This is a genomic window from Arthrobacter sp. D2-10 (assembly GCF_054161285.1).
This window is the reverse complement of record NZ_CP096431.1, coordinates 1,756,766-1,780,565: the sequence shown is the minus strand read 5'-3', so window position 1 is coordinate 1,780,565 and position 23,800 is coordinate 1,756,766. Positions and strand designations below refer to the sequence as shown.

At 64.7% G+C, this 23,800-nt stretch carries 23 protein-coding genes; 12 read left to right on the top strand and 11 right to left on the bottom strand.

Features of this window, described 5'->3' with window-relative positions; translation table 11 throughout:
* Window positions 1–6: 6 nt before the first annotated feature.
* Window positions 7–720 carry an energy-coupling factor ABC transporter ATP-binding protein gene (locus tag M1D74_RS08270; RefSeq protein WP_458117100.1) on the top strand — a complete coding sequence of 238 codons (714 nt, stop codon included), beginning with the start codon at window positions 7–9 and terminating at the stop codon, window positions 718–720.
* The gene (locus tag M1D74_RS08265; protein ID WP_458117099.1) at window positions 717–1,349 is read left to right on the top strand and encodes an energy-coupling factor transporter transmembrane component T family protein; all 633 of its coding nucleotides are present in this window, start codon (window positions 717–719) and stop codon (window positions 1,347–1,349) included. The genes M1D74_RS08270 and M1D74_RS08265 overlap by 4 nt, the downstream gene beginning before the upstream one ends.
* A gap of 62 nt (window positions 1,350–1,411) precedes the next feature.
* Here M1D74_RS08265 and M1D74_RS08260 read toward each other — a convergent pair whose 3' ends face one another.
* A complete protein-coding gene (locus tag M1D74_RS08260; protein ID WP_458117098.1) occupies window positions 1,412–2,584 on the bottom strand; it encodes a thiolase family protein in 1,173 nt (390 codons plus the stop codon).
* Window positions 2,568–3,968, bottom strand: coding sequence for an AMP-binding protein (locus tag M1D74_RS08255; protein ID WP_458117097.1), 1,401 nt, complete (start codon window positions 3,966–3,968; stop codon window positions 2,568–2,570). The genes M1D74_RS08260 and M1D74_RS08255 overlap by 17 nt, the downstream gene beginning before the upstream one ends.
* A gap of 111 nt (window positions 3,969–4,079) precedes the next feature.
* Here M1D74_RS08255 and M1D74_RS08250 point away from each other — a divergent pair, with 111 nt between their 5' ends.
* Window positions 4,080–4,604, top strand: coding sequence for an O-acetyl-ADP-ribose deacetylase (locus tag M1D74_RS08250; RefSeq protein ID WP_458117096.1), 525 nt, complete (start codon window positions 4,080–4,082; stop codon window positions 4,602–4,604).
* Window positions 4,605–4,695: 91 nt separating this feature from the next.
* On the opposite strand, the gene M1D74_RS08245 is transcribed toward M1D74_RS08250, so the two are convergent.
* The 6 genes from M1D74_RS08245 to M1D74_RS08220 all read right to left on the bottom strand — a co-directional run bounded on the left by M1D74_RS08245 (window position 4,696) and on the right by M1D74_RS08220 (window position 9,906).
* Window positions 4,696–5,025, bottom strand: a complete 330-nt coding sequence (locus tag M1D74_RS08245; RefSeq protein WP_309071140.1) for a metal-sulfur cluster assembly factor — start codon at window positions 5,023–5,025, stop codon at window positions 4,696–4,698.
* 33 nt (window positions 5,026–5,058) lie between these two features.
* Entirely contained in the window at window positions 5,059–5,832 is a 774-nt protein-coding gene (gene sufC, locus M1D74_RS08240; protein WP_309071141.1) for a Fe-S cluster assembly ATPase SufC, read from the bottom strand.
* Window positions 5,833–5,904: 72 nt separating this feature from the next.
* Window positions 5,905–6,282, bottom strand: a complete 378-nt coding sequence (locus M1D74_RS08235; protein ID WP_458117095.1) for a non-heme iron oxygenase ferredoxin subunit — start codon at window positions 6,280–6,282, stop codon at window positions 5,905–5,907.
* Window positions 6,282–7,592 carry a Fe-S cluster assembly protein SufD gene (sufD, locus tag M1D74_RS08230; protein ID WP_309071143.1) on the bottom strand — a complete coding sequence of 437 codons (1,311 nt, stop codon included), beginning with the start codon at window positions 7,590–7,592 and terminating at the stop codon, window positions 6,282–6,284. Before sufD ends, M1D74_RS08235 begins: the two co-directional genes overlap by 1 nt.
* Window positions 7,592–9,067, bottom strand: a complete 1,476-nt coding sequence (sufB, locus tag M1D74_RS08225) for a Fe-S cluster assembly protein SufB (RefSeq protein WP_309071144.1) — start codon at window positions 9,065–9,067, stop codon at window positions 7,592–7,594. The genes sufD and sufB overlap by 1 nt, the downstream gene beginning before the upstream one ends.
* On the bottom strand, window positions 9,067–9,906 hold the full coding sequence (locus M1D74_RS08220; protein ID WP_309071145.1) for a helix-turn-helix transcriptional regulator: 840 nt from the start codon (window positions 9,904–9,906) through the stop codon (window positions 9,067–9,069). The genes sufB and M1D74_RS08220 overlap by 1 nt, the downstream gene beginning before the upstream one ends.
* Before the next feature lie 166 nt (window positions 9,907–10,072).
* Here M1D74_RS08220 and M1D74_RS08215 point away from each other — a divergent pair, with 166 nt between their 5' ends.
* Genes M1D74_RS08215 through M1D74_RS08205 form a run of 3 tightly spaced genes read left to right on the top strand, consistent with a single transcriptional unit; the run spans window position 10,073 to window position 12,712 of the window.
* Window positions 10,073–11,020, top strand: coding sequence for an ABC transporter ATP-binding protein (locus M1D74_RS08215; RefSeq protein ID WP_458117094.1), 948 nt, complete (start codon window positions 10,073–10,075; stop codon window positions 11,018–11,020).
* Window positions 11,017–11,757: an ABC transporter permease gene (locus tag M1D74_RS08210; protein ID WP_458117093.1), complete on the top strand. Its 741-nt coding sequence runs from the start codon at window positions 11,017–11,019 to the stop codon at window positions 11,755–11,757. Before M1D74_RS08215 ends, M1D74_RS08210 begins: the two co-directional genes overlap by 4 nt.
* Before the next feature lie 4 nt (window positions 11,758–11,761).
* Window positions 11,762–12,712 (top strand): COX15/CtaA family protein, encoded by a 951-nt coding sequence (locus tag M1D74_RS08205; RefSeq protein ID WP_458117092.1) that lies wholly within the window; start codon window positions 11,762–11,764, stop codon window positions 12,710–12,712.
* 3 nt (window positions 12,713–12,715) lie between these two features.
* On the opposite strand, the gene M1D74_RS08200 is transcribed toward M1D74_RS08205, so the two are convergent.
* Together M1D74_RS08200 and M1D74_RS08195 are read right to left on the bottom strand one after the other, a co-directional pair.
* A complete protein-coding gene (locus M1D74_RS08200) occupies window positions 12,716–13,621 on the bottom strand; it encodes a dihydrodipicolinate synthase family protein (RefSeq protein WP_458117091.1) in 906 nt (301 codons plus the stop codon).
* A 31-nt stretch (window positions 13,622–13,652) separates the two neighbouring features.
* On the bottom strand, window positions 13,653–14,603 hold the full coding sequence (locus M1D74_RS08195; RefSeq protein WP_309071150.1) for a heme o synthase: 951 nt from the start codon (window positions 14,601–14,603) through the stop codon (window positions 13,653–13,655).
* Between the two features lie 440 nt (window positions 14,604–15,043).
* On the opposite strand from M1D74_RS08195, the gene tkt reads away from it, so the two are divergent.
* Genes tkt through pgl form a run of 6 tightly spaced genes read left to right on the top strand, consistent with a single transcriptional unit; the run spans window position 15,044 to window position 23,298 of the window.
* The gene (gene tkt / locus M1D74_RS08190; protein ID WP_458117164.1) at window positions 15,044–17,215 is read left to right on the top strand and encodes a transketolase; all 2,172 of its coding nucleotides are present in this window, start codon (window positions 15,044–15,046) and stop codon (window positions 17,213–17,215) included.
* Window positions 17,216–17,262: 47 nt separating this feature from the next.
* On the top strand, window positions 17,263–18,375 hold the full coding sequence (gene tal / locus M1D74_RS08185; protein WP_309071151.1) for a transaldolase: 1,113 nt from the start codon (window positions 17,263–17,265) through the stop codon (window positions 18,373–18,375).
* Window positions 18,376–18,381: 6 nt separating this feature from the next.
* Window positions 18,382–20,019, top strand: a complete 1,638-nt coding sequence (locus M1D74_RS08180) for a glucose-6-phosphate isomerase (RefSeq protein ID WP_458117090.1) — start codon at window positions 18,382–18,384, stop codon at window positions 20,017–20,019.
* Window positions 20,020–21,561: a glucose-6-phosphate dehydrogenase gene (gene zwf / locus M1D74_RS08175; protein ID WP_309071153.1), complete on the top strand. Its 1,542-nt coding sequence runs from the start codon at window positions 20,020–20,022 to the stop codon at window positions 21,559–21,561.
* Window positions 21,558–22,499 carry a glucose-6-phosphate dehydrogenase assembly protein OpcA gene (locus tag M1D74_RS08170; protein WP_309071154.1) on the top strand — a complete coding sequence of 314 codons (942 nt, stop codon included), beginning with the start codon at window positions 21,558–21,560 and terminating at the stop codon, window positions 22,497–22,499. Before zwf ends, M1D74_RS08170 begins: the two co-directional genes overlap by 4 nt.
* The gene (gene pgl, locus M1D74_RS08165; RefSeq protein WP_458117089.1) at window positions 22,489–23,298 is read left to right on the top strand and encodes a 6-phosphogluconolactonase; all 810 of its coding nucleotides are present in this window, start codon (window positions 22,489–22,491) and stop codon (window positions 23,296–23,298) included. The genes M1D74_RS08170 and pgl overlap by 11 nt, the downstream gene beginning before the upstream one ends.
* On the opposite strand, the gene M1D74_RS08160 is transcribed toward pgl, so the two are convergent.
* Complete coding sequence (locus M1D74_RS08160; protein ID WP_309071156.1) at window positions 23,295–23,669, bottom strand: RNA polymerase-binding protein RbpA; 375 nt, start codon at window positions 23,667–23,669, stop codon at window positions 23,295–23,297. The two genes, pgl and M1D74_RS08160, sit on opposite strands and share 4 nt — an antisense overlap.
* Window positions 23,670–23,800: the final 131 nt, after the last annotated feature.

Sequence of the window (23,800 nt, the reverse complement as noted above, 5' to 3'; positions counted from 1 at the left end):
GCCGCAGTGATCATATTCAAGGGCGCCGCAGTCAGGGCCGAGCACCCCGCCACACGGCAAATCCTGGAGCCGCTGCACCTGACCCTGGCTGAAGACCGCATCAGCATCATCGGCGCCAACGGCTCCGGCAAGTCCACGCTGCTGAAGCTGATCAATTCACTGGTCCTGCCGACCTCCGGGCAGGTGCTGGTCAACGGACTGGACACCGCGCGGAAGGGCTCCTCGGTTCGACGCGCAGTCGGCTTCATGTTCACCGACCCGCTGTCCCAGCTGATCATGCCTACGGGCCGCGAAGATGTGGAGCTGTCGCTGCGCCGCCGGCACCGGAACGCCGAGGAGCGGCGAAGCGCGGCCGAAAAAGTGCTGGACCGGTTCGGACTTGTGCACCTTGCCGACCAGAGTGTCTACGACTTGTCGGGCGGAGAACGGCAACTCCTCGCCCTTGCCGTTGTGCTTGCCACCGAGCCGGAGGTGCTGCTCGCCGATGAACCGACCACCCTCCTGGACCTGCGTAATGAGGAACGGGTTCGCCGGATGTTCCGCGGGCTGGAGCAGCAGGTCGTTTTCACGACGCACTCGCTCGACTTCGCCCTCCAGGCCGACCGCACCCTGGTCATCGACGGAGGCCGGGTGGTGTTCGACGGTGAACCAACGGAGGCGGTCGTTGCGTACCGGCGTCTCAGTGTGCGGGATGTCGCCCATGAGGAACCGCGGCGATGAGGGGGCACGCGAGCCTGCTGGGCGCCTACGTCGAACGCCATTCGCTCCTGCACGCTGCTCCCCTCTGGGCGAAGTTCATGCCCGTGGCGACGCTGTCAGTCCTCGTCCTCATGCTGAATTCACCGTTTGCAACCCTCGTCGGCCTGGGCCTGGTCGTCCTGGGCTATCTTGTCGGAGCGCGGCTCACCCTTCGCGAGCTGGTGCAGCCGCTGCTGAGGATGTGGCCGTTGATCCTGATTCTTGGCGCATTCCAGTGGTTCAGGTCCGGTCCCGAAACGGCCTTCACGGTGGTGGGGAACATCGCCGTCTGCGTGCTGGCTGCACTGCTCGTCACATTGACAACCCAGAGCCAGCGCCTGCTCGACGGCCTGGTCTTCCTGGCACGCCCGCTCCGGCCACTCGGCGTGGATCCGGAGCGTCTCGGGTTGACCATCGCCCTCATGCTGCGCAGTATTCCCTACCTCGTGGGGGCGGCTGAAGACTCTCGCGACGCCGCCCGCGCCCGCGGCATCGAGCGCAATCCGCGCGCTCTCATCCTTCCGGTCTTCATCGGTGCAGTGGCATATGCGCACCAGACAGGTGAAGCGCTGGCTGCCCGCGGTCTCGCCGACTCCGACGACGACGGCTGACCGGGCGCGGTACGCGCTCCTGTTTCTGCTCTGATCCTGTTTCCGCCCCCGGGAAACCTCTCCTACCGTAGAGACACAGGCCGGAAAGCGGCCGCTGTTCCGACCCCGCCGGCGGCGCTCACCGCCGCCACCGACCAGCCGCCGTCGTCCTCGCGCTGGGACGCCTGGCGGAGGAGATTCGCAACGAGCATGGCGCCGGACGCCCCATAGGGGTGCCCGTAGGCGAGGGCACCGCCGTGAAGATTCAGATTCTCCGGTGCAACGCCGATCAAAAGTGCCGATGCGAGGACCTGTGCGGCGAATGCCTCGTTGTACTCCCACGTATTGATGTCATCCGAAGAGAGCCGCAGTCCGTCAAGGAGCTTGCGCACGGCAAACGCGCCCGCGGTCCCGAACAGTGCGGGCGGTCCACCCGAAACGGCCGAGCCGCGAAATTCAAGGATGGTCCCGAAACCTGCGGCGCGGGCATGATCGACGGTTGTGACGACGGTGACCACCGCGCCGTCGGCGTCGGCACACGAATTGCCTGCCGTGACGCTTCCGGCGGTCCTGAATGCAGGCGGGAACCGCGCCATGAGAGCAGCCGACATCGTGCGTCGTGACGTCTCATCGGCCCCGCAACCCCCTACGGGGACGATCTCCGCGGCCATGGCGTCATGCGCTGCGGCTGTGCGTGCATAGCTGGACAACGCGTACCGGTCCTGCTGCTCCCGCCCGACACCGAAGGCGGCGGCGACGTTCTCGGCCGCTTCGCCGGCGTCGGGATCGCCCTGTTCCTCCGGCGCAAACTGAGCGCGGGAATAGATGTCCGGAGCGCCCGGCAGGGACGTCAGGCGATGCGCCCGCAGCGGGGCTGTACTGCAGCTCTCCACTCCCCCGGCGAGGAACCAGTCGCCGGCTCCCGATTCGACCAGCCGGCACGCGAGCACGATAGCGTCGAGCCCGGAAGAGCACTGCCTGTCGACGGTGAGGCCGGGTACCGCGTTCGGAAGCCCTGCTGTCAGGGCGGCCAGCCTCGCGACATTGCCACCGCCGCCAGTGGCGTTACCGACGATGACATCGTCAATGTCTGCGGCAGCCAGCCCGGCGTCACGCTGGGCCGCAGGAAGGACGGCGGCGAGCAGCTGGTGGGCCTCGATTGCCGCGTGCACACCCCGCACCCGCCCGAACGGAGTACGGCGGCACAGGACCACTGCTGCCCGACGGCGGTAGTCCGGCTCAAACGATGGGTTCAAGCTCACTCTCCTTGGCCAGGACGGCAGCCTGCAGCGCCGCACGATCCGGTTTCCCCGCTGCAGTCAGCGGGAGGGACGCTGTCCGGAAAAGTGACCGCGGGACCATTCCCACCGGCAGGAGTTGTTTCAGCCGGGCCCGCAGCACCGGCACGTTGATAGCGGTACCTCCGGGCGCCTCGATCACGGCGGCGAGGACAGCACCACGTCCGGCGTCCGGAACACCGACCACGACGGCGGACGGGTAGCCGGCCTCCGTCAGGGCTGCCTCGACCTCGGCCGGATAGACATTGATACCGGCGACGACCACCATGTCGCCGTTCCGCCCGGTCAGATGCAGGGCACCGTCGTCGTCAATCCAGCCGCGGTCCTGGACTGTCACCCAGTCCCCGTGCCGCTGGAACGCGCGACCGTCATCGCCGAACAGGTATCCCTCGATGGCCGTGTCAGTCCGGACGAAGATCGTCCCTGGCCGGTTCTCCGGCGTGGCGCCGTCACGCTCTATCCGAAGGTGCACGCCCGGAAAGGGGCGTCCGACATTGTCCCCGGCGTTGCCGTCCACGCGTCTGGCGGTGACGATGCTGAGCTCTGATGCCCCGTAATACTCAAAGATCCGTGCGGCGGGTGCCGCGCGGCCGATGATCGCTGCTTCCGCCGGGGACAGCCGGGACCCGCCCGAGACGACCGTGCGCAGGTGCGGCAGTGTTCCCGTCGTGCGGTCGAGTGCGATCCGTAAGGCGGAAGGGACTGCCACGAGGTGCTCGATCCGTTCGGTGCGCAGGATCTCCGCCAGATGCGGGCCTTTCGCGGATGCCGCCCCGGGTGCCGGGGCATGAAAGGTCGCACCGGCGAAGAGGCACTCCGCCAGAGCGTACAGGCTGAGGCTGGCCGCCAACGGACCCGGCGCGAGCACGCGGAGGCCGGGGGCGACACCGAACCAGTCAACGCTCCGTTCCAGGGACCGCGACCACGAGCCCACGGTACGTACAAATCCTTTCGGGACGCCGGACGTGCCGGATGTGAATCCGCAGTAGAAGCGGGCGCCGGCCGGCGCCTCTCCCAGGGGCGGCGCATCGCCCCTGTGCTCCGCTCCGCCGGTGAGGATCGCTGCCGGCCTCAGTTCATCGAGGACCCTGACGCGAAGCGCATCGGGCCAGGCCGGGTCGAGAACGGCGGCGCACCTGCCCCGCCCGACGAGGGCGGTGAATGCGACAGTAAACTCGAGCGGATCGGCAATGTCGACGCCAATGAGGTTCCCCGCCGGCAGCCGGAGGCGGGCTGCACGCATAGCAAGCTCGCCGTGACTCAATCTACGGTCACCAACAACGACGGCGGCGCGCAGGGGTTCGCTCGCAGCGAAGTGGAGCAGACGATTGATGAAGGGCATAAGCGAACGAACTTCCTCTTCTGGAGGTACGCAAAACGTTAGTACATTGGTGCCCATGTCCAGCACTTCGGCGGCGCTGCGTTTCAGCCACAATGAAACCCCTCTTGTCCTATGACGGCGGAGATCCGGATCGTCCAGGGCGACATCACCACCCAGACTGTTGACGCCGTCGTGAATGCGGCGAATTCAGCCCTGCTCGGGGGCGGCGGGGTTGACGGCGCCATTCATGCCGCAGCCGGCCCGGACCTACTGGAGGCCTGCCGTGCTCTCCGCCGGGATTCGCTTCCTGACGGACTGCCGGTCGGTCACGCAGTAGCGACCCCCGGCTTCAGGCTCCCGGCGCGCTGGATCATCCATACCGTCGGGCCAAACCGCCATGCCGGTCAGACCGACCCGGCTTTGCTGGAATCCTGTTTCCGCCGCAGCCTTGACGTAGCGGACGAACTCGAGGCCCGCTCCATCGCTTTCCCGGCGATCAGCGCTGGCATCTTCGGCTGGGATCCGGAAGAGGTGGCCGGGGCAGCGTTCACAGCCGTCGCAGATTACGACGGCGGCGTCCGGGAGGTCAGGTTCGTCCTGTTCTCCGCCGGCCTTGCTCAAACCTTCCGGAAGGTGCACGCGAACCGCACCGTCTGACACGAGCACAGGATCCGACCCAATGGAGAAAGGGCGGCAGCGCACAGTGCGCTGCCGCCCCCTTCCGGGCAGAACGGTCGTAAGAGACCCGCTAGATGTTGAAGCCGAGGGCGCGCATCTGGTCGCGTCCGTCCTCGGTGATGCGCTCCGGGCCCCACGGCGGCATCCAGACCCAGTTCAGCCTCCAGTCGTCGACTGTTCCATCCAGCGCCTGTCCGACCTGCTCCTCGATCACATCGGTGAGAGGGCATGCGGCGGTGGTGAGGGTCATGTCAATCAGGAGAGCGCCGTCGTCGGCATACTTCAGGCCGTACAGGAGGCCCAGGTCGACGATGTTCACACCGAGCTCCGGGTCGATGACGTCCTTCAGCGACTCTTCAACATCCTCAAGGGACGTCTGTGCTGCATTCACATCGCTCATGTGGAGGAGCCTTTCTCTCTCGGAATGCGGTGGTCAGGCGCCGGCGGTTGCGGTACCGGGAACGAGGAAGCGGTCGTAGCCTTCTTCCTCAAGGCGGTCGGCGAGCTCCGGGCCACCCTCCTCGGCGATGCGTCCGTCAACGAAGACGTGTACGAAGTCCGGCTTGATGTAACGAAGGATACGCGTGTAGTGGGTGATGAGCAGCGTGCCCATCTTGCCCTTGCTGTGCTCACGGTTGACGCCCTCCGAGACAACCTTCAGCGCGTCGACGTCAAGGCCGGAGTCGGTCTCGTCCAGGATCGCGAACTTCGGCTTGAACAGTTCAAGCTGAAGGATCTCCACGCGCTTCTTCTCGCCGCCGGAGAAGCCCTCGTTGACGTTGCGCTGGGCGAAGTCTGCGTCGATGCGCAGCTGCGTCATTGCTTCCTTGACGTCCTTGGTCCAGTGGCGGAGGCTCGGAGCCTCACCGTCGAGCGCAGTCTTGGCGGTGCGCAGGAAGTTCGTCATGGTGACGCCCGGAACCTCGACGGGGTACTGCATCGCGAGGAAGAGACCGGCGCGGGCGCGCTCGTCCACGCTCATCTCGAGGACGTTTTCACCGTCGAGGGTGATGGAGCCGCTGTCCACGGTGTACCGCGGGTGGCCCGCGATCGTGGAGGCGAGGGTGGACTTGCCGGAGCCGTTCGGGCCCATGATGGCGTGGGTCTCACCGGTGTTGATGGTCAGGCTGACGCCTTTGAGGATGGGCTTGGTGCCCTGTTCCGTCTCGATGCTGACGTGCAGATCCTTGATCTCAAGGGTGGACATCTGGAATTTCTCCTTTGCATCCTGCATGCGCAGGGTTGCTCAAATATTCGGAAGTGTTAGCTGTGTGCTGGTTCAGCCGCGGTCTGGGACGGGGGCCGAGTTGATCACGGTAGTGACGTCCACGTAGACCTCTTCACCGTGGATCTCCAGGGCGAACACAGGCACAGGTTCGTAGGCCGGCAGCTGAAGCGGCATACCGGTACGCAGGTCGAACTGGGAACCGTGTCCCCAGCATTCGATCCTGCAGCCTTCAACATCCCCTTCGGACAGGGAAATATCGGCATGTGAACAGGTATCCCCAATGGCGTGGATACCGCCGTCGGAGTCCTTCACGATGGCCACCGGGTAGTCGTCGATCAGGATCCGCAGAGCCTGCTTCACCTCGATGTCGTTCACGTTGCAGACCAGCTCGCCCTTCGGCGATGATCCGTTCGACGGTGATTCTGTCATCAGTAGTTCCCTGCAGCCAGCTCGCGTTCCACGGCTTCCGTGAGACGCTCTTCCAGGACGGGGACCTTGATCTGCTGAATGACCTCATTGAGGAATCCCCGCACCACCAGGCGGCGTGCGGTTTTTTCATCGATGCCTCGGGCCATCAGGTAGAACAGGTGCTCGTCGTCGAAACGGCCGGTGGCGCTTGCGTGGCCGGCACCCTCGATCAGGCCTGTTTCGATCTCGAGGTTTGGCACGGAATCGGACCGCGCACCATCGGTCAGCACCAGGTTGCGGTTGACCTCGTAGGTGTCCGTTCCTTCTGCTTCCTTCCGGATCAGGACGTCGCCCACCCAGACGGTGTGTGCGTCCTTGCCCTGCAGCGCGCCCTTGTACGTGACGCGGGACTTGCAGTTCGGTACGGCGTGGTCCACCAGCAGTCGCTGCTCAAGGTGCTGTCCGGCATCGGCGAAGTACAGACCGTACATCTCGACCTCGGAGCCGGGAGCGGTGAAGAACGACGACGGCGTCAGGCGCACCAGGTCGCCGCCGAGGCTGACCACAACGTGCTTGAAACGTGCGTCACGGCCCACCTTCGCCTGCTGCGAGGAGACGTGAACGGCGTCGTCGTCCCATTCCTGCACGCTCACCACAGTGAGCTCAGCGCCGTCGCCCACGACGATCTCGACGTTCTGGGCAAGGACGGTGCTGCCGTGGTGGTCGAGGACGACCACGGCGCGCGAGAACCGGCGAGCGTCGATGATCAGGTGCTGGGCAGCCGGGGCGTTGTCGCTTCCGCGCACGCTCACGGTTACCTCGCAGTCAGCAACGGTCTCCTCGGGAATGGTGACCACTGTTGCGGTCGTGACGGCTTCCCAGGCGGCGGCGGAGACCCGGTCCTCAGGAACAGCTGCCGAGCCGAACCGTGCGTCGTCCCGGCTGACGGTCTCAACCTGAATGTTCGAAGCTCCGGTGACGGTGACCGAGGGACCCTCACCGGTCAGCGGGGCGGAGTCCAGCCCGCGCAGGCGCTTGAGCGGCGTGAACCGCCAGTCCTCCTCGCGGCCGGTCAATGGAGCGAAATCGGCCAGGCGGTAGGACTTCAGCCGCTCTCCGCGTGACGCCTCGGGCACGACTGGCTCGTCGCCGTGGCTATGGCGGCGCGCGCCGTGCTGTTCGGTGCCGGTGTTCAGCGGAGAAAGGTTCTCGCCCTCCTCGGTGAAGCCGTCGATGGCAATCTTCTCGGCGCTTGACGGGGCCCCGACCCGGGCCTTCTCATCGCTCAGGCTTTCGGACAAGTCAGGGCTCAACTGTGAGGTTTCGGCCATTAGCCTACGGCTCCTTCCATCTGGAGTTCGATCAAGCGGTTCAGTTCGAGGGCGTACTCCATGGGGAGTTCACGCGCAATGGGCTCGATGAATCCGCGAACGATCATCGCCATCGCCTCATCCTCGGGCATGCCGCGGGACATGAGGTAGAACAACTGCTCCTCGCTGACGCGGGAGACGGTGGCTTCGTGGCCCATGGTGACGTCATCTTCGCGGATGTCCACGTACGGATACGTGTCAGACCGGGAAATGGTGTCAACGAGCAGCGCGTCACAGCGCACCGTGTTAGCGGAGTGCGAGGCACCCTCCCGGACCTGGACGAGGCCGCGGTAGGCTGCGCGTCCGCCGCCGCGTGCAACCGACTTGGAAATGATCGAGGACTTGGTGTTCGGCGCAATGTGCACCATCTTCGACCCGGTGTCCTGGTGCTGGCCCTCGCCTGCGAAGGCGATCGAGAGAGTCTCACCCTTGGCATGCTCGCCTACCAGGTAGACGGCCGGGTACTTCATGGTGACCTTCGAGCCGATGTTTCCGTCGATCCACTCCATGGTGGCGCCCTCGTGCGCGATGGCGCGCTTGGTGACGAGGTTGTAGACGTTGTTGGACCAGTTCTGGATGGTGGTGTAGCGAACGCGGGCGTTCTTCTTCACGATGATCTCTACTACGGCGGAGTGCAGCGAGTCCGACGTGTAAATCGGCGCTGTGCAGCCCTCGATGTAGTGAACGTAGGAGCCCTCGTCGGCGATGATGAGCGTCCGCTCGAACTGGCCCATGTTCTCGGTATTGATCCGGAAATATGCCTGCAGCGGGATCTCCACATGCACACCCGGGGGAACGTAGACGAAGGAGCCGCCGGACCATACAGCGGTGTTCAGCGAGCCGAACTTGTTGTCGCCCACAGGAATGACCGAACCGAAGTACTCCTCGAAGAATTCGGGGTGCTCGCGCAGCGCTGTGTCGGTGTCCATGAAGATGACACCCTGACGCTCGAGTTCCTCGTTGATCTGGTGGTAGACAACCTCGGACTCGTACTGGGCAGCGACGCCCGCAACAAGGCGGTTACGCTCAGCCTCGGGGATACCAAGCTTCTCGTAGGTGTTCTTGATGTCCTCGGGCAGCTCTTCCCAGCTGGTGGCCTGCTTCTCGGTGGAGCGCACGAAGTACTTGATGTTGTCGAAATCAATCCCCGACAGGTCCGCACCCCATGCGGGCATGGGCTTACGGTCGAAGTACTTCAGGCCCTTGAGCCGCATGTCGAGCATCCACTCGGGCTCGTTCTTCTTGGCGGAGATGTCGCGAACGACCTCTTCATTAAGACCGCGCTTGGCGTTGGCACCGACGTCGTTCTTGTCGGCCCAGCCGTACTCGTAGTTGCCGATGCCGTGAAGCTCCGGGTTCCTCTCGAGGATGTCGCTGATCACTCCTGCCGGCACGGCGTCGGGAACCAATGCCTTCTGATCTGTCTGATCCGTCATCACGGCCTTCCTTGCTGATGGTTGGAGACGTTTGTTGAGAATGGGTGAGGCGCCGGTTCAACGGCACCCGGTGGCGGGCTGCCGGAAAGACCGGCGCGCGCTATCCGGCCAATAGGTATGTGGGTGGTGCAGACATGTCCGCCACTTGCCAGGGTCGATAGCCTCCGGACGTCCACGCCGAGGAGGCGGGCAAACACTTCCGTCTCCTGCTCGCAGAATTCCGGAAAAGCGGACGCTAGTTCCTGGATCGGACAGTGCCCCTGGCAGAGCTGCACGCTCAACATGGCGGCATTCGGCGCGTTACGTCCGATCTCCCGGGTGGAGCCCACGAACCCGTCCTGGCTCAGGGATTCTGCCAGCGCAGCTGCCTTGTCTTCAATGCGGTCGCCTGCTGATTCCACAACGGGTCGATACCGCTGCTCCATGTCGGCGAACCGGCTGGCTGCAAACTGGCGAACGGCGTCGGGCCCTGCCGCTTCCCGCAACTGACCCAAAGCGGCTTGCGCAATATGCAGATAATCATTGCCGAGCCTCGTCTGACCGCGCTGGCTCAGCACGTATCGCCGCGCCGGCCGGCCGGCGCCCGGTGAGGGATTGCCGATCACCTTGACTTCGATGAGGCCGTCGCGGGACAGGGCGTCCAGGTGCCGCCGGACGGCTGCCGGGGTGTAGCCCAGCCGGTCGCCCAGCTCTGCAGCGCTGACCGGCCCGTGCTCCAGCACCGCGGAAAGTACCTTGTCCCTGGTGCGCTCGTCGACGGAGCGCCGCGAATCGGCGTCGTCGGTCCCACTGATAGCGGCGGCTGCCCTGGCCTGCCCGGACACCACTGAATGTGACATCGCGAGGCCTCCTTAGGGTTCGCCGGGAAAGAGCCGGGCGGCACCCGACCAATTAAGACAACATAAGCGTGTCCTAATCTATTCCAGATCCTCACCCGCTTCCAGTAAGGCGAGGCTACCCACGGAAAGGAGTCCACCCAGTTACTACGTGGCGTAGAATTATGCGGTGCCTCCCTCCTCCCCCGCCGTCGAAGTGAGCGGACTTGTCAAGGACTTCGGCCCGGTCCCATCCCTCGACGGCAAGATGATCCGGGTGCTCGACGGCGTCAGCCTGCGCGCTGACAAAGGCCGCGTCACCGCGTTGCTCGGGGCCAACGGAGCAGGTAAGACGACCAGCCTCGAATGCGCTCAGGGCCTGCAGAAGGCCAGCGGAGGAACCGTCCGCCTGCTGGGCGAGGACCCCTGGCGTGCCGGTGCCGACCTGCGCAGCCGGGTGGGGATCATGCTCCAGGAAGGCGGCCTACCCCCCGCTGTCCGGCCCCTGCCCTTGCTGCGCCACATCGCCGGCATGTATTCCTCGCCTCGGGATGTTGACGACCTGGCCACCAGGCTCGGTCTCCACTCCTTTGCGCGCACCACCGTGCGGCGCCTTTCAGGCGGCCAGAAACAACGGCTCGCCCTCGCATGCGCGCTCGTCGGAAACCCCGAAGTGCTGTTTCTGGACGAGCCGAGCGCCGGCCTCGACCCGCAGTCCCGCAACATAGTGTTCGAGCTGATCAACGAGCTCCGCACGGAAGGTCTCGCGATCATCCTGACAACCCACCTCCTCGATGACGCGCAGAGACTCGCCGACTACGTGTACATCATCGACCAGGGCCAGACCGTCCGGCAGGGAACGGTCGCCGAGTTGACCGCTCACGCCTCAGATGCCGCCCGCGAGCTGAAGTTCGAAGCCTCGGCCCGCCTGCCGCTGCCCACTGCCCGCCTTCCGCACCTCGAGGTCATCGAATGCGCACCGGGCCAGTACCAGGTCAGCGGCGCACTGACGCCGAAGGACCTCGCGGTGCTGGCAGCCTGGTGGGCCGAGGAGGGCATCCTCCCTTCCTCTATCTCCCTGACCTCCCGCTCACTCGAAGACGTATTCTTGGACATCTCAGGACGGAGCATCCGATGAGCGCATCCCCGCTGACGGTGCGCGTACTGCAGCACGGAAAATATGAGACTGTTGCCATGCTCCGCAACGGCGAGCAGCTTGTTCTTGCCATTGTGCTGCCGCTGCTCGCCCTCGCGGCGATCGCCGTAACGCCGTTCTTCGATGTCCTGGGCGTGCCCCGGCTTGGGACCGGAACTCCCGGAGTGATTGCGCTGTGTGTCCTGTCTACGGCCTTCACCGGGCAGGGAATCGCCACGGGATTCGACCGCCGGTACGGCGTGCTTCGCTTCCTTTCCACCACGCCGCTGGGCCGCAGCGGACTGATCCTCGGCAAGATTCTCGCCGTCGGCGCTGTGCTCGCCCTTCAGCTAGTGGTCATCTGCGCGACGGCGGTACTGCTCGGTTGGGAACCGCCCCTTACCGGAGTTCTCCCGGCGCTTCTGATGCTGATCCCGGGAATCGGGGCCTTCACTGCGCTCGGGCTGCTGATAGCGGGCACCCTCCGGCCTGAGGCAACCCTGGCCGTAACGAACCTGGCCTGGATCCTGCTTGCTGCCGTAGGAGGCACGATCATCCCCCGCAGTGCCCTGCCGGATGCCATCGAGCCCATCGTTGCAATTCTGCCGTCCGCTGCCCTCGGCGACGGCCTTCGGGCTGCACTGACATCCGGCACGTTTGATTTCCTGTCCTTCGCACTGCTCAGCGGATGGGCTGTCGTCGTGGGATTGGCCGCCGTCCGCTGGTTCAAATGGAGTTAGGAACATGACTCAGCTCTCCCCCGCTCGCGTAACCGACCGTCTGCCAAGAACGGTCACGCCGATCGTGCGCATACTGGCGCTAGCCTCGCTCATCTCCCAGATCCTCATTGTCGTCACCGGTGGTGCGGTTCGGTTGACCGCCTCCGGACTTGGCTGCCCCGAGTGGCCGCGATGCACAGCGGATTCCATGGTCACTACGGCCGAGATGGGTATCCACGGAGTGATCGAGTTCGGTAACCGCCTGCTCACGTTCGTCCTGACCGCCATCGCGATCGCCATGCTCGTTTCCCTTTGGAACATGCGCAAGACCCGTCGCGACCTCTTTATTCCCGCTGTCCTGCTTCTGGCGGGCATCCCTGCCCAGGCGGTTGTCGGCGGGATTACGGTTCTGACCCAGCTCAATCCCTGGGTCGTCGGCTGGCACTTCGTCATCTCCATGGTCCTGATTGCCGTGGCCACAGTACTGGTGAACCGGAGCAGGCTTTCCAGCGCAGAGACTGCTGCCGATAACCCACCCCGCGCCACTCCCTTGCTCCGGCAGCTCCTCGGCGCAGCCGCGGTGCTGGTGGCCGTCGCGGTGCTGCTCGGCGTCGTTGTCACGGGCTCCGGACCTCACGCGGGCGACGCCGGTGCGGCCCGCAACAACCTCAACCCCGACCTGATGACCCGTATCCACGCAGCGCCGGTGTACCTGCTGGTCCTGACCGTGCTCGTCCTGGTGGTGGCCGCATACCGGCTCCGGGTCGCCCCTCGGCTGAAAGCCGCGCTGGTTCTCCTTGCCGTCGTCGTGTTCGCACAGGGTGGGATCGGCTACCTGCAGCACTTCCTTCACCTGCCGGTCGCACTGGTCGCGCTGCACATGCTCGGTGCTTCACTGCTGACCGCAGCAATGGCCCACGCTGTCTATGTCGGCTATACGCGCCGCACGGTTGACGAGCTATCCCAGGTCAGCTGAGGGTCAGCGCAGAACGCCGTCCTCGACGTCGTCGAACGCCTCCGCCAGCCGAGCGAGATCCCGCTGCTCGCTGCCGGCAATCGGAAGCAGTGGTCGGCGAGGATCGCCGGCATCCACTCCGCACGCCCTGCCCAGGGCATGGAGACCGCTGAGCTTCCGAAGACGCTGGACTGCCTGAACCACTGGGACAAGGCGGGAACGCTCGGCGGCGATGCGGGCGGAGTCGCCCTGGAGGACAGCAGTTCGAAAGGCAAGATAACTTGCCGGCAGCAACGCGGCCAGGCCGGTATGCCAGGCATCCGCCGCCACCTCGCCGGTCGCAATGAGTGAGTCCCCGCTGACGCCATGGCTCAGTGGCCGATCCAGGGATCCGCGCAGCCGCGCCGAGCGCTGGGCGAACTCGGCGGGCGTGGCAGCCGTGTCCTTGAACGCTACGAGCGTGGGTACGTGCGCCAGCCGGGCTACCAGTTCGACGTCGATGGAGAACTGCGTGGTGGACGGGTTGTTGTAGAGGCAGATGGGCAGCGTGGTCGCGGACGCCGCCTCTTCCACCAGTGCCACGAGTTCGTCGTCGGTCAGCGGCAGGTAGGACACCGGTGAAATCACCACCCCATCAGCTCCCAGCTGTTCGGCGGCGCGCGCACCGGCGACGACTTCGCGGGTGGCGACTGCGCTGATTCCTGCCGCAACGGGCATCCGGCCCGCAGCCGCTTCAATTGCGTTCGCCAGAACCTGCTTGCGCTCCTCGGCATCGAGATACGCGAAGCTGCCCGAAGATCCGAGGACAGCAATCGAGTCGACCCCGGATTGTGCGAGACGGTCAACGAGCAAGGCAAGCTCCGCTGAGTTCACCGCACCGTCAGCGTCGAAGGGTGTCAGTGGGTACGCAACGACTCCGGTGAAGACCATCCCACCATCCTAGGCGGAGGATGGGGCCGCCTCAGGAAGCGAAGACGGAGGCACCGACGAACGGGTCGATCGCCAGGGCCAGGAACAGCACCGTGAGGTAGCTGATTGATCCGTGGAAGACCTTCATTGCCCCTTTGCCGGTCACTGTCCCTGCACGGGCGGCGGAGTGCAGCTTGTGCGACTCGAGAATGAACCATCCGCCGCCGACCAGCGCTGCAACGGTATAGACCCAGCCGGCACCGCCAACCGGAATGAGCAGGAGCGAACAGACCACCGTGGCCCACGCATAAAGGACCACCTGCACCGAGACGATCCCCGCTCCCGCGATAGCGCCCAGCATGGGAACATTCGCGGCGTTGTAGTCATCGCTGTATTTCATGGACAGGGGCCAGTAATGGGGCGGAGTCCACAGGAAAATGACGAGGAACAGTACGACGGCGGGCCATTCCACCGTTTCCGTTACCGCAGCCCACGCGATGAGCACAGGCATGCAGCCCGCGGCACCACCCCACACGATATTCTGCGCGGTCCGCCGCTTCAGGATGAGCGTGTAGATGACCACGTAGAAGAAGATGGCGGCGACTCCCAGCCACGCCGCCAGGGGATTGGCTCCCAACCATAGGATGGCCACAGCGGCCACGCCGAGCGCCCAGGCGAAGATCAAAGCTTCCCGCGGTGTCACCTCGCCGGTAACCAGCGGACGGTTGACCGTGCGGTTCATGACCTTGTCGATGTCCCGGTCGAGATAACAGTTGAAAGCGCCCGCGCTGCCTGCGGCGAACGCTCCGCCGACCATGGTGGCGAGCACGAGGCCGAGCGACGGGAACCCGCCCTGGGCAAAGATCATGGTGGGCAGAGTTGTCACCAGCAGCAGTTCAATGACCCGGGGTTTGGTGAGTGCCAAATACGCCCGGAGCTTGCGGGATACGCCGCCGCCTGCCTGATGCACGCTGGGCGCAACTGCCGCCTGGTGGAAATTCACGGAGGGATGCTCTGCTTCTCTTTGTGAGGTTAAAGTCCTCCGTCATCATACCCGGTCGTTGTGTCTTTTTTACAGTTCGTAGAAAACGACCGGATGGATGCGGCGGGTACGCGTTGCCGTCGTTCGTGTCCTTGTGTGACCCTTCACAAAAGTCCGTTCCGCGCATATCCGGACACGAAAGCGCTAAGGTGACATATATCGCCTGGATCACTTCCGCACGCCGGGATACACGAACAGATACCGCAGGGAACGCCCTTTGGAACTTGTCAGTACTACCACGACGTGCGTCGTATCGGGTTTGGTCGAATCGCAGCAGTATTCAAGATTTCAACGGTGAACGGCCGGCTGGCCGCGGGACTTTCGCGTCCGTGGCGCAGTCCCACTCGGCGCCGCGGCGCTGGCCGTGACGTAAAGAGAGGGGCCCGGTGAACGTGCCACAGCTGGAAAATCAGGAACTCGACTGGAATGAACTGGATGAGCGCGCAGTAGACGCAATTCGCGTACTCGCTGCCGATGCCGTGGAGAAGGTCGGCAACGGACACCCGGGAACGGCGATGAGCCTCGCCCCGGCGGCCTACCTTCTGTTCCAGAAGTTCATGCGTCATGATCCGACCGACCCGGAGTGGACCGGCCGCGACCGTTTCGTGCTTTCCCCCGGCCACACTTCGCTCACCCTCTACATTCAGCTCTTCCTCTCCGGATACGGTCTGGAGCTTGATGACCTGAAGGCGCTGCGCACCTGGGGCTCCCAGACACCGGGCCACCCGGAATACCGCCACACCGCGGGCGTCGAAATCACCACCGGTCCCCTGGGACAGGGCCTCGCATCCTCCGTGGGGTTCGCCTATGCTCAGCGCCGCATGCGCGGGCTGCTGGATCCGGAAGCACCGCAGGGCGAGAGTCCGTTCGACCACACCATCTGGGTGATCGCTTCCGACGGCGACCTGCAGGAAGGCGTTACCTCCGAGGCGAGCTCCCTTGCCGGCCACCAGGAACTCGGTAACCTCGTGGTGATTTACGACGAGAACCACATCTCGATCGAAGATGACACCGACATCGCCTTCACCGAAGACGTCCTTGGCCGGTACGCGGCCTACGGCTGGCACACGCAGCGGGTGGACTGGACCAAGACCGGCGAATATGTCGAAGATGTCGCAGAGCTCTACAACGCCCTGACCGCTGCGAAGGCTGAAACCACACGGCCCTCCATCATCTCGCTGCGCACCATCATCGGTTGGCCCGCCCCGAACAAGCAGAACACCGGAAAGATCCACGGTTCCGCCCTCGGCAAGGATGAAGTTGCCGCACTCAAGTCCGCTCTGGGAATGGACCCGCAGAAGGACTTCCAGATCGACGACGAGGTACTCGCCCACGCGCGGAAGGTCGTGGATCGCGGTCAGGACGCCCGCAAGAGCTGGGAAGAGACGTTCGACGCCTGGAAGGCCGCCAACCCGGACAGCTCAGCACTGCTCGACCGCATTTCGGCACGCGAGCTTCCCGAAGGCTGGGAATCGAGCCTTCCTGAGTTCGAAGCCGGCAAGGATGTGTCGACCCGCGCAGCGTCCGGCAAGGTGCTCAACGCCATCGGCCCGGTACTGCCCGAGCTGTGGGGCGGATCAGCGGACCTCGCCGAGTCGAACAACACCACGATCGAAGGCTCTCCGTCCTTCGTTCCCGCGAGCAAGCAGACTGATGCCTGGTCGGGGAACCCGTACGGCCGCGTCCTCCACTTCGGCATCCGCGAGCACGCCGCGGCCGCCATCGTGAACGGCATCGTGATGCACAGCAGCACCCGCGCGTTCTCCGGCACTTTCCTCATCTTCAGTGACTACCAGCGACCCGCCATCAGGCTCGGCGCGCTCATGGGAGTTCCGGCGATCTACGTGTGGACCCACGACTCCATCGGCTTGGGCGAAGACGGCCCGACCCACCAGCCGGTCGAACAGCTCGCCTCGCTGCGGGCCATTCCCGGTCTGGATGTTGTCCGGCCGGGTGACGCCAACGAAGTTGCGATCGCGTGGCGCACCATCCTGGAGAACACCTCCAATCCCGCAGGCATCGTTCTCACCCGCCAGAACATCCCCACTTGGGAACGCGGTGAAGGGGCCGCCAGCGGCGACACGTTCGCGTCCGCCGAGGGTGTTGCGAAGGGCGCATACGTGCTCGCCGAAGCGCCGAACGGCGACCCTGACGTCATCCTGATCGCCACCGGGTCCGAGGTTCAGTTGGCCGTTGAAGCACGGGCTGTCCTGCAAAAGGACGGCATCGCTGCGCGCGTTGTGTCCCTCCCCTGCCTTGAGTGGTTCAACAAGCAGGATGAGTCCTACCGGGAATCAGTCCTGCCCTCCACCATCCGGGCGCGCGTTTCCGTCGAAGCCGGTATTGCGCAGGGCTGGCGCGAACTCGTAGGTGACGCCGGAAAGTCAATATCGCTGGAGCACTTCGGTGCGTCGGCTGACTACAAAACCCTCTTCCGCGAGTTCGGCATCACCACCGAAGCCGTGGTCGAGGCTGCCCGCGAATCGATCGCTGCCTCGGGAACGCGTAACGCTCCCGAGGGAACGGCCGCCGCTGCCGGCGCCTCAGCCTCAGCTACCGGCGACCGCCTCTAGCAATCCCTCACCGAACAGCACATTCCACCCTGGATCAAGGAGAAACCATGACTCCCACCCCTACCGCCGCCCTCTCGCAAGCCGGCGTATCCATCTGGCTGGATGACCTCTCCCGTGAGCGGATCACCACCGGAACCCTGAAAGCACTCATCACCGAGCGCGACGTCGTCGGCGTCACCACCAACCCGAGCATCTTTGCCGCTGCGTTGAAGAACGGCGAGTCGTACTCGGCACAGGTCAAGCAGCTTGCTGCGAACGGCGCGGATGTCGATACCGCGGTCTTCGAGATCACCACCACCGACGTTGCGCAGGCCTGTGACATCTTCGCCCCGGTGGCGGAGAAGACCAACGGTGTCGACGGCCGAGTGTCCATTGAGGTCGACCCCCGGCTCGCCCGCGACACTGCCGGTACCATCACAGAGGCCCGCCACCTCTTCGACGCCGTCGGCCGCTCCAACGTGCACATCAAAATCCCGGCCACGGCCGAGGGCCTCGAGGCGATCACGGCAACTCTGGCTGCCGGTATCAGCGTCAACGTGACCCTGATCTTCTCCCTGGAGCGTTACCGCGAGGTCATCAACGCCTTCATGCTCGGCCTCGAGCAGGCGAAGGATAATGGGCATGATCTGGCCACCATCCACTCGGTTGCGTCGTTCTTCGTCTCGCGTGTCGATGCTGAAATCGACAAGCGACTCGATGCGCTGGGCACCGACGAGGCCTCCGCGCTCCGCGGCAAGGCAGGTTTGGCCAATGCGCGTCTGGCCTACGAAGTCTATGAGGAAGCCTTCAGCTCCGAGCGCTGGAAGGTGCTCGCATCGGCTGGTGCCCACCCGCAGCGTCCGCTCTGGGCGTCCACCGGGGTGAAGGATCCGGCTTACCCGGACACCCTCTACGTCACGGGCCTCGTTGCGCAGGGCGTAGTCAACACCATGCCGGAGAAGACACTCGAAGCTACGGCTGACCACGGGGAGATCACCGGTGACACGGTGACGGGAACGTACGCCGAGTCAAACGAGATCCTGGATCGCCTGGAGACAATCGGCATTTCCTATAAGGAGGTCGTTCACCTCCTCGAGGAGGAAGGCCTGGACAAGTTCGTCGCGAGCTGGGGCGAACTGCTCGAGACGGTTACCACGGCGCTCGATTCCGCAAAGGGCTGAAGCACCATGGCCACCCTCTTTGTCAACGCATCCGGGGCCGCCGCTGAAGCGATCGAGCGAGCCATACCGGAACTCGTGGAGGAGCAGGTTGCCTCCCGCATAATGGCCAAGGACGCCACCCTGTGGGGTCCGGAGTCCACGTCCGAGGCATCCGTGCGGCTGGGCTGGGTCGATCTCATTGACGCATCGCGCGCTCTGCTGCCCGAAATCGAGCAGCTGCAGCGCGACCTTTCGGACGAGGGGGTGAACCATATCGTCCTCTGCGGGATGGGTGGATCTTCCCTCGCCCCTGAGGTCATCACGCGATCAGCGGGAGTGGAACTGACCGTACTTGACTCGACAGACCCGGCGCAGGTCCGTGCAGCCTTGGCTGACCGGATCGAAAGCACAGCGATCGTGGTGTCCTCGAAGTCGGGCTCCACCGTGGAGACGGACTCCCAGCGCCGCGCGTTCGAGCAGGCTTTCGCCGACGCCGGGGTCGACGCCAAGAGCAGGGTCATCATCGTCACGGACCCCGGCTCGCCCCTCGACGAGTCCGCCCGTGCAGCAGGTTACCGTGCAGTCTTCAACGCGGATCCGAACGTGGGCGGCCGGTACTCTGCGCTCACGGCGTTCGGGCTCGTGCCCTCGGGGCTGGCCGGCGCGGATATCGCGACGCTGCTGGATGACGCGGAGTCGATCTCCGAGTTCCTGGCCGACGACGACGCCGGGAACGTCGGACTGCGCCTCGGCGCCGTGCTTGGCGGCACACTGCCGCTGCGCGACAAGATCGTCTTTGTCGATGAGGGATCCGGAATCGTCGGTTTAGGCGATTGGGTGGAACAGCTCATCGCCGAATCCACCGGCAAGCTGGGTACCGGCGTCCTTCCCGTGGTTGTCGAGCAGGACGCTCCGGAACTCTCATCCGGCGCCACGGACGTCCTGGCTGTCCATCTCGTTTCGCCCGAGTGGAGCACAGAGCCGTCCGGGGATGCCATAGCCGTCGGGGGGACGCTTGGCAGTCAGCTGCTGGTGTGGGAATTCGCAACCGCCGTTGCAGGCAGGCTCCTCGGCATCAACCCGTTTGACCAGCCGGACGTCGAGGCGGCCAAGCAGGCCGCCCGCGGGCTGCTTGATGCCCAGCCGGAGGCCTCGGCGCCGAACTTCGTGGACGGTGCTGTTGAGGTTCGCGGAAGCGCAGCCCTTCTGGGATCGGCGACCACCGTCGGTGAAGCACTTGAGGCGCTTTTCGGAACGCTTGAGCCGAATGGGTACCTCGCGGTACACGCGTACCTCGACCGCATTGCGGAGGCACCCCTCGCAGAGGTGAGGCCTGCGCTGTCGCGGGCTACCGGGCGCCCGGTGACGTTCGGCTGGGGGCCCCGCTTCCTCCATTCGACGGGTCAGTTCCATAAGGGCGGTACGGCGGTGGGCACGTTCCTCCAGGTCACAGGAGCCACAACCGAAGACCTGGGGATCCCTGAGCGGCCGTTCACCTTCGGGGAGCTGATAGCTGCTCAGGCAGCGGGAGACGCGCAGGTTCTGGAGGATGCCGGGCGACCGGTCCTCAGACTGCACCTGGCGGACCGGGCTGCGGGCCTCAAGCAGCTTCGCGACGTCGTCGAGCACTTGTCCGGTCGATCAGTTGAAAACGGAAACGGGTAGATGCCTGACAACAGCGCCAAATCCAGGAACCCACTGCGCGACCCACGGGACCGACGGCTCAGCCGAATCGCCGGTCCCGCTTCCCTGGTCCTGTTCGGTGTAACGGGAGATCTGGCCCGCAAGAAGCTGATGCCGGCGGTTTACGATCTCGCGAACCGCGGTCTGCTGCCCCCGAGCTTCGCCCTGGTCGGCTTCGGCCGCAGGGAATGGAGCGATGAGGACTTCGCACAGGAAGTGCTGTCCTCGGTGAAGCAGTATGCCCGCACACCGTTCGATGAGTCGGTCTGGGAGCAGCTCTCTGCGGGCGTCCGGTTCGTCCAGGGCAACTTCGACGACGACGACGCCTTCGTTGAGCTGAAGAAGACCGTGGAGGAGCTTGATTCCACGCGCGGAACCCGCGGCAACCACGCCTTCTACCTTTCCATCCCTCCCAAGGCATTCGAACTCGTGTGCCAGAAGCTTTCGGAGCACGGTCTCGCACAGCCCGAAGAAGGCAAATGGCGCCGAGTGGTGATCGAGAAGCCCTTCGGGCACAACCTTGAGTCCGCACGCGAACTGAACGCCATAGTCGAGCAGGTGTTCCCGCCCGACGCCGTCTTCCGCATCGATCACTACCTGGGCAAGGAAACGGTTCAGAACATCCTTGCGCTACGGTTCGCCAACCAGCTTTTTGAGCCGCTCTGGAACGCCAACTATGTTGACCACGTCCAGATCACCATGGCAGAAGACATCGGCATCGGCGGCAGGGCCGGCTATTACGACGGCGTGGGCGCGGCCCGCGACGTCATCCAGAACCACCTGCTGCAGCTGCTGGCCCTCACGGCCATGGAAGAACCCATTTCCTTCAACGCTGAGGACCTTCGTGCCGAGAAGGAGAAGGTCCTTGCGGCGGTGAAACTTCCTGAGGATCTGTCCACCCACTCCGCACGCGGACAGTACGACGGCGGCTGGCAGGGCGGGGAACTGGTCAACGGCTTCCTGGACGAAGACGGAATCCCCGAAGATTCCATGACGGAAACCTACGCCGCCATCAGGCTCGACATCAACACCAGGCGCTGGAGCGGTGTGCCGTTCTACCTGCGCGCCGGCAAGCGGCTGGGCCGCCGCGTGACAGAAATCGCCGTCGTCTTCAAGCGTGCACCGAACCTCCTTTTCCGCGACCACGGCGAGGATGATTTCGGCCAGAATGCAGTGGTCATCCGTGTCCAGCCCGATGAGGGCGCCACGATCCGTTTCGGATCCAAGGTTCCCGGGACGCAGATGGAAGTGCGGGACGTGACCATGGACTTCGGGTACGGCCACTCGTTCACGGAGTCCAGCCCAGAAGCCTACGAACGCCTGATTCTCGACGTCCTGCTGGGGGAACCCCCTCTGTTCCCGCGTCATCAGGAGGTGGAGTTGTCCTGGAAGATCCTTGACCCGTTCGAGGATTACTGGGCCACCCTCTCGTCAGCTCCTGAGAAGTACATCCCCGGCAGCTGGGGACCGGACTCCGCTGATGAATTGCTCGCGCGCGACGGAAGGACGTGGAGGCGGCCATGATCGTCGATCTTCCCGATACAACGACGTCCAAGGTTTCCAAGGAAATCATGACCATGCGGGACAAGGGCGGAGTGGTAGCCCTTGGTCGGGTACTCACGCTCGTGGTCATCACCCGTTCAGGGCATGAAGAGGAGGCGATCCTCGCTGCGAACGAAGCCAGTCGTGAACATCCGTGCCGCATCATTGTGCTCGCGGAAGGCGGAGACGCCGAGGAGACGCGGCTTGATGCGCAGATTCGTGTAGGAGGCGACGCGGGTGCTTCCGAGGTCATCGTTCTGCGCGGCTATGGTGAGCTCGCCGGGGAAAGCGAATCGCTGGTTTCCGCGCTCCTGCTTCCCGATGCCCCGATCGTCGCGTGGTGGCCGCGCGGCATTCCCGATGCGGCCGCTCGGACGTCGATCGGCAGCATCGCCCACCGACGCATCACCGATTCGGCGAACGAACCGGACCCTACGGCTGCGCTGTTCAACATCCGGCGTACATACGAAGCCGGCGACACGGATCTCGCGTGGACCAGGTTGACCAACTGGCGGATCCAGCTCGCAGCGGTTCTTGAGCAGCTGGACGGATCGCCCATCACCTCGGTGACGGTGGAAGGCGCGTCGGACTCCCCCAGTACCGTGCTGCTGGCAGCCTGGCTGACGCTCTCCCTTGATACGCCGGTGTCGATTGTGGCCGGCGAGCCGGGGACCGGCCTGCACCGGGTGCGCCTGTCGCGTCCGGCGGGCGACGTCGAGCTCGACCGACCGCGACGGTCTGTGGCGGAGCTGCATCAGCCCGACCAGCCCGTGCAGAAAATTTCCCTACCACGGCGCAGCCTGCAAGACTGTCTCGCGGAAGAGTTGCGGCGCCTCGACCCCGATGATGTTTTCGGGGAAGTGATTACCGAGGGCCTGGCACGGACCAACTTGAGGAGCGTACGTACCAGTGACCACTGAACCCAAAGTCAGTATCCATCCTGACGCCGGGCTGCTTGCGGCGTCCGTCGCGGCACGCCTGGTCACGCGCCTCGTGGATGTGCAGAACGAACGAGGGACGGCGACGGTAGTCCTCACGGGCGGAACGCTTGGCATTGGGGCACTGCGCGCAGTGGCGGAGTCGCCGGCGCGGTCAGCGGTTGACTGGTCGGCGGTCGACTTCTGGTGGGGCGATGAACGGTTCCTGCCCGCAGGGCATGAGGATCGCAACGCTGTCCAGGCACGTGCCGCGCTTCTTGACCAGATTGGTGTCTCCGAAGATCGCGTGCACGAGTTCGGGACGGCTGACGCCTACAGCAGCCAGGATGACGCCGCTGCAGCCTATGCCTCGGCCTTGCAGGAAGCGGCAGAGAAGGAAGCGGCGCAGGGCATCGAGTTGAGAGACCCCCGGCTGCCCCAGTTCGACATTCTCCTGCTCGGCGTCGGTCCCGACGCCCATGTCGCTTCCCTGTTCCCGGAAATGGCAGGAATTCGCACCAGGGGCCAGACTGTGATCGGCGTGAGCAACGCTCCGAAGCCTCCGCCTGAACGCATCAGCCTCACACTGGAGGCCATCAATTCAGCGGAAGAGGTTTGGCTCGCGGTCGCAGGCAAGGACAAGGCCGGCGCTGTCGGACTTGCACTCGCCGGCGCGGGTCACGTGCAGGTGCCGGCCGCGGGTGCCCGGGGACGGCGGAAGACGCTCTGGCTGATAGACCAGGAGGCCGCCAGCCAGCTGCCCGGACGTTTGATAAACAACGGCGAGTCTGACGCCGACTAAACGGAGTGGCGCTGGCGCACCTGCGCCAGCGCTTCCTCCAGCACTCGGGCTGCTTCAGCTTCAGTGCGACGCTCTTTCACGTACTGCAGATGGCTCTTGAACGGCTCATCACCGTCGATATTGAGCTCTACTCCCGGTGAGCGTCCGGCAGGCCTGCCACAGCGACCGCACTCCCATACTTCGGGGATTTCGGCATCGCTCAATTTGGCGAAGGTCGGTCTCGTCTCATGGCCATCCAGACACCAGTAGCTCACAACCGTACGCTCAGCGGCGCTCTGCCTCCGCTCGGCGTCGAGGTGGCGGCCGGAAGCCTGTGTACTGGAGCCGGAGCCAATACGTGTTCCCTTAAAAGCGTGTCCCGCGTTCACCATGGATTTCTCCCATCAGTACCGCACACGACCTGCGTTTCGAGGTTCAGTGTACGCCCTGAAGTGGTGGACGCGGGATAGCTTGTGGTGCCTGAAGTTCCGGGTGCCTGCGGAAATCCTGTTTCCGCAGGCCG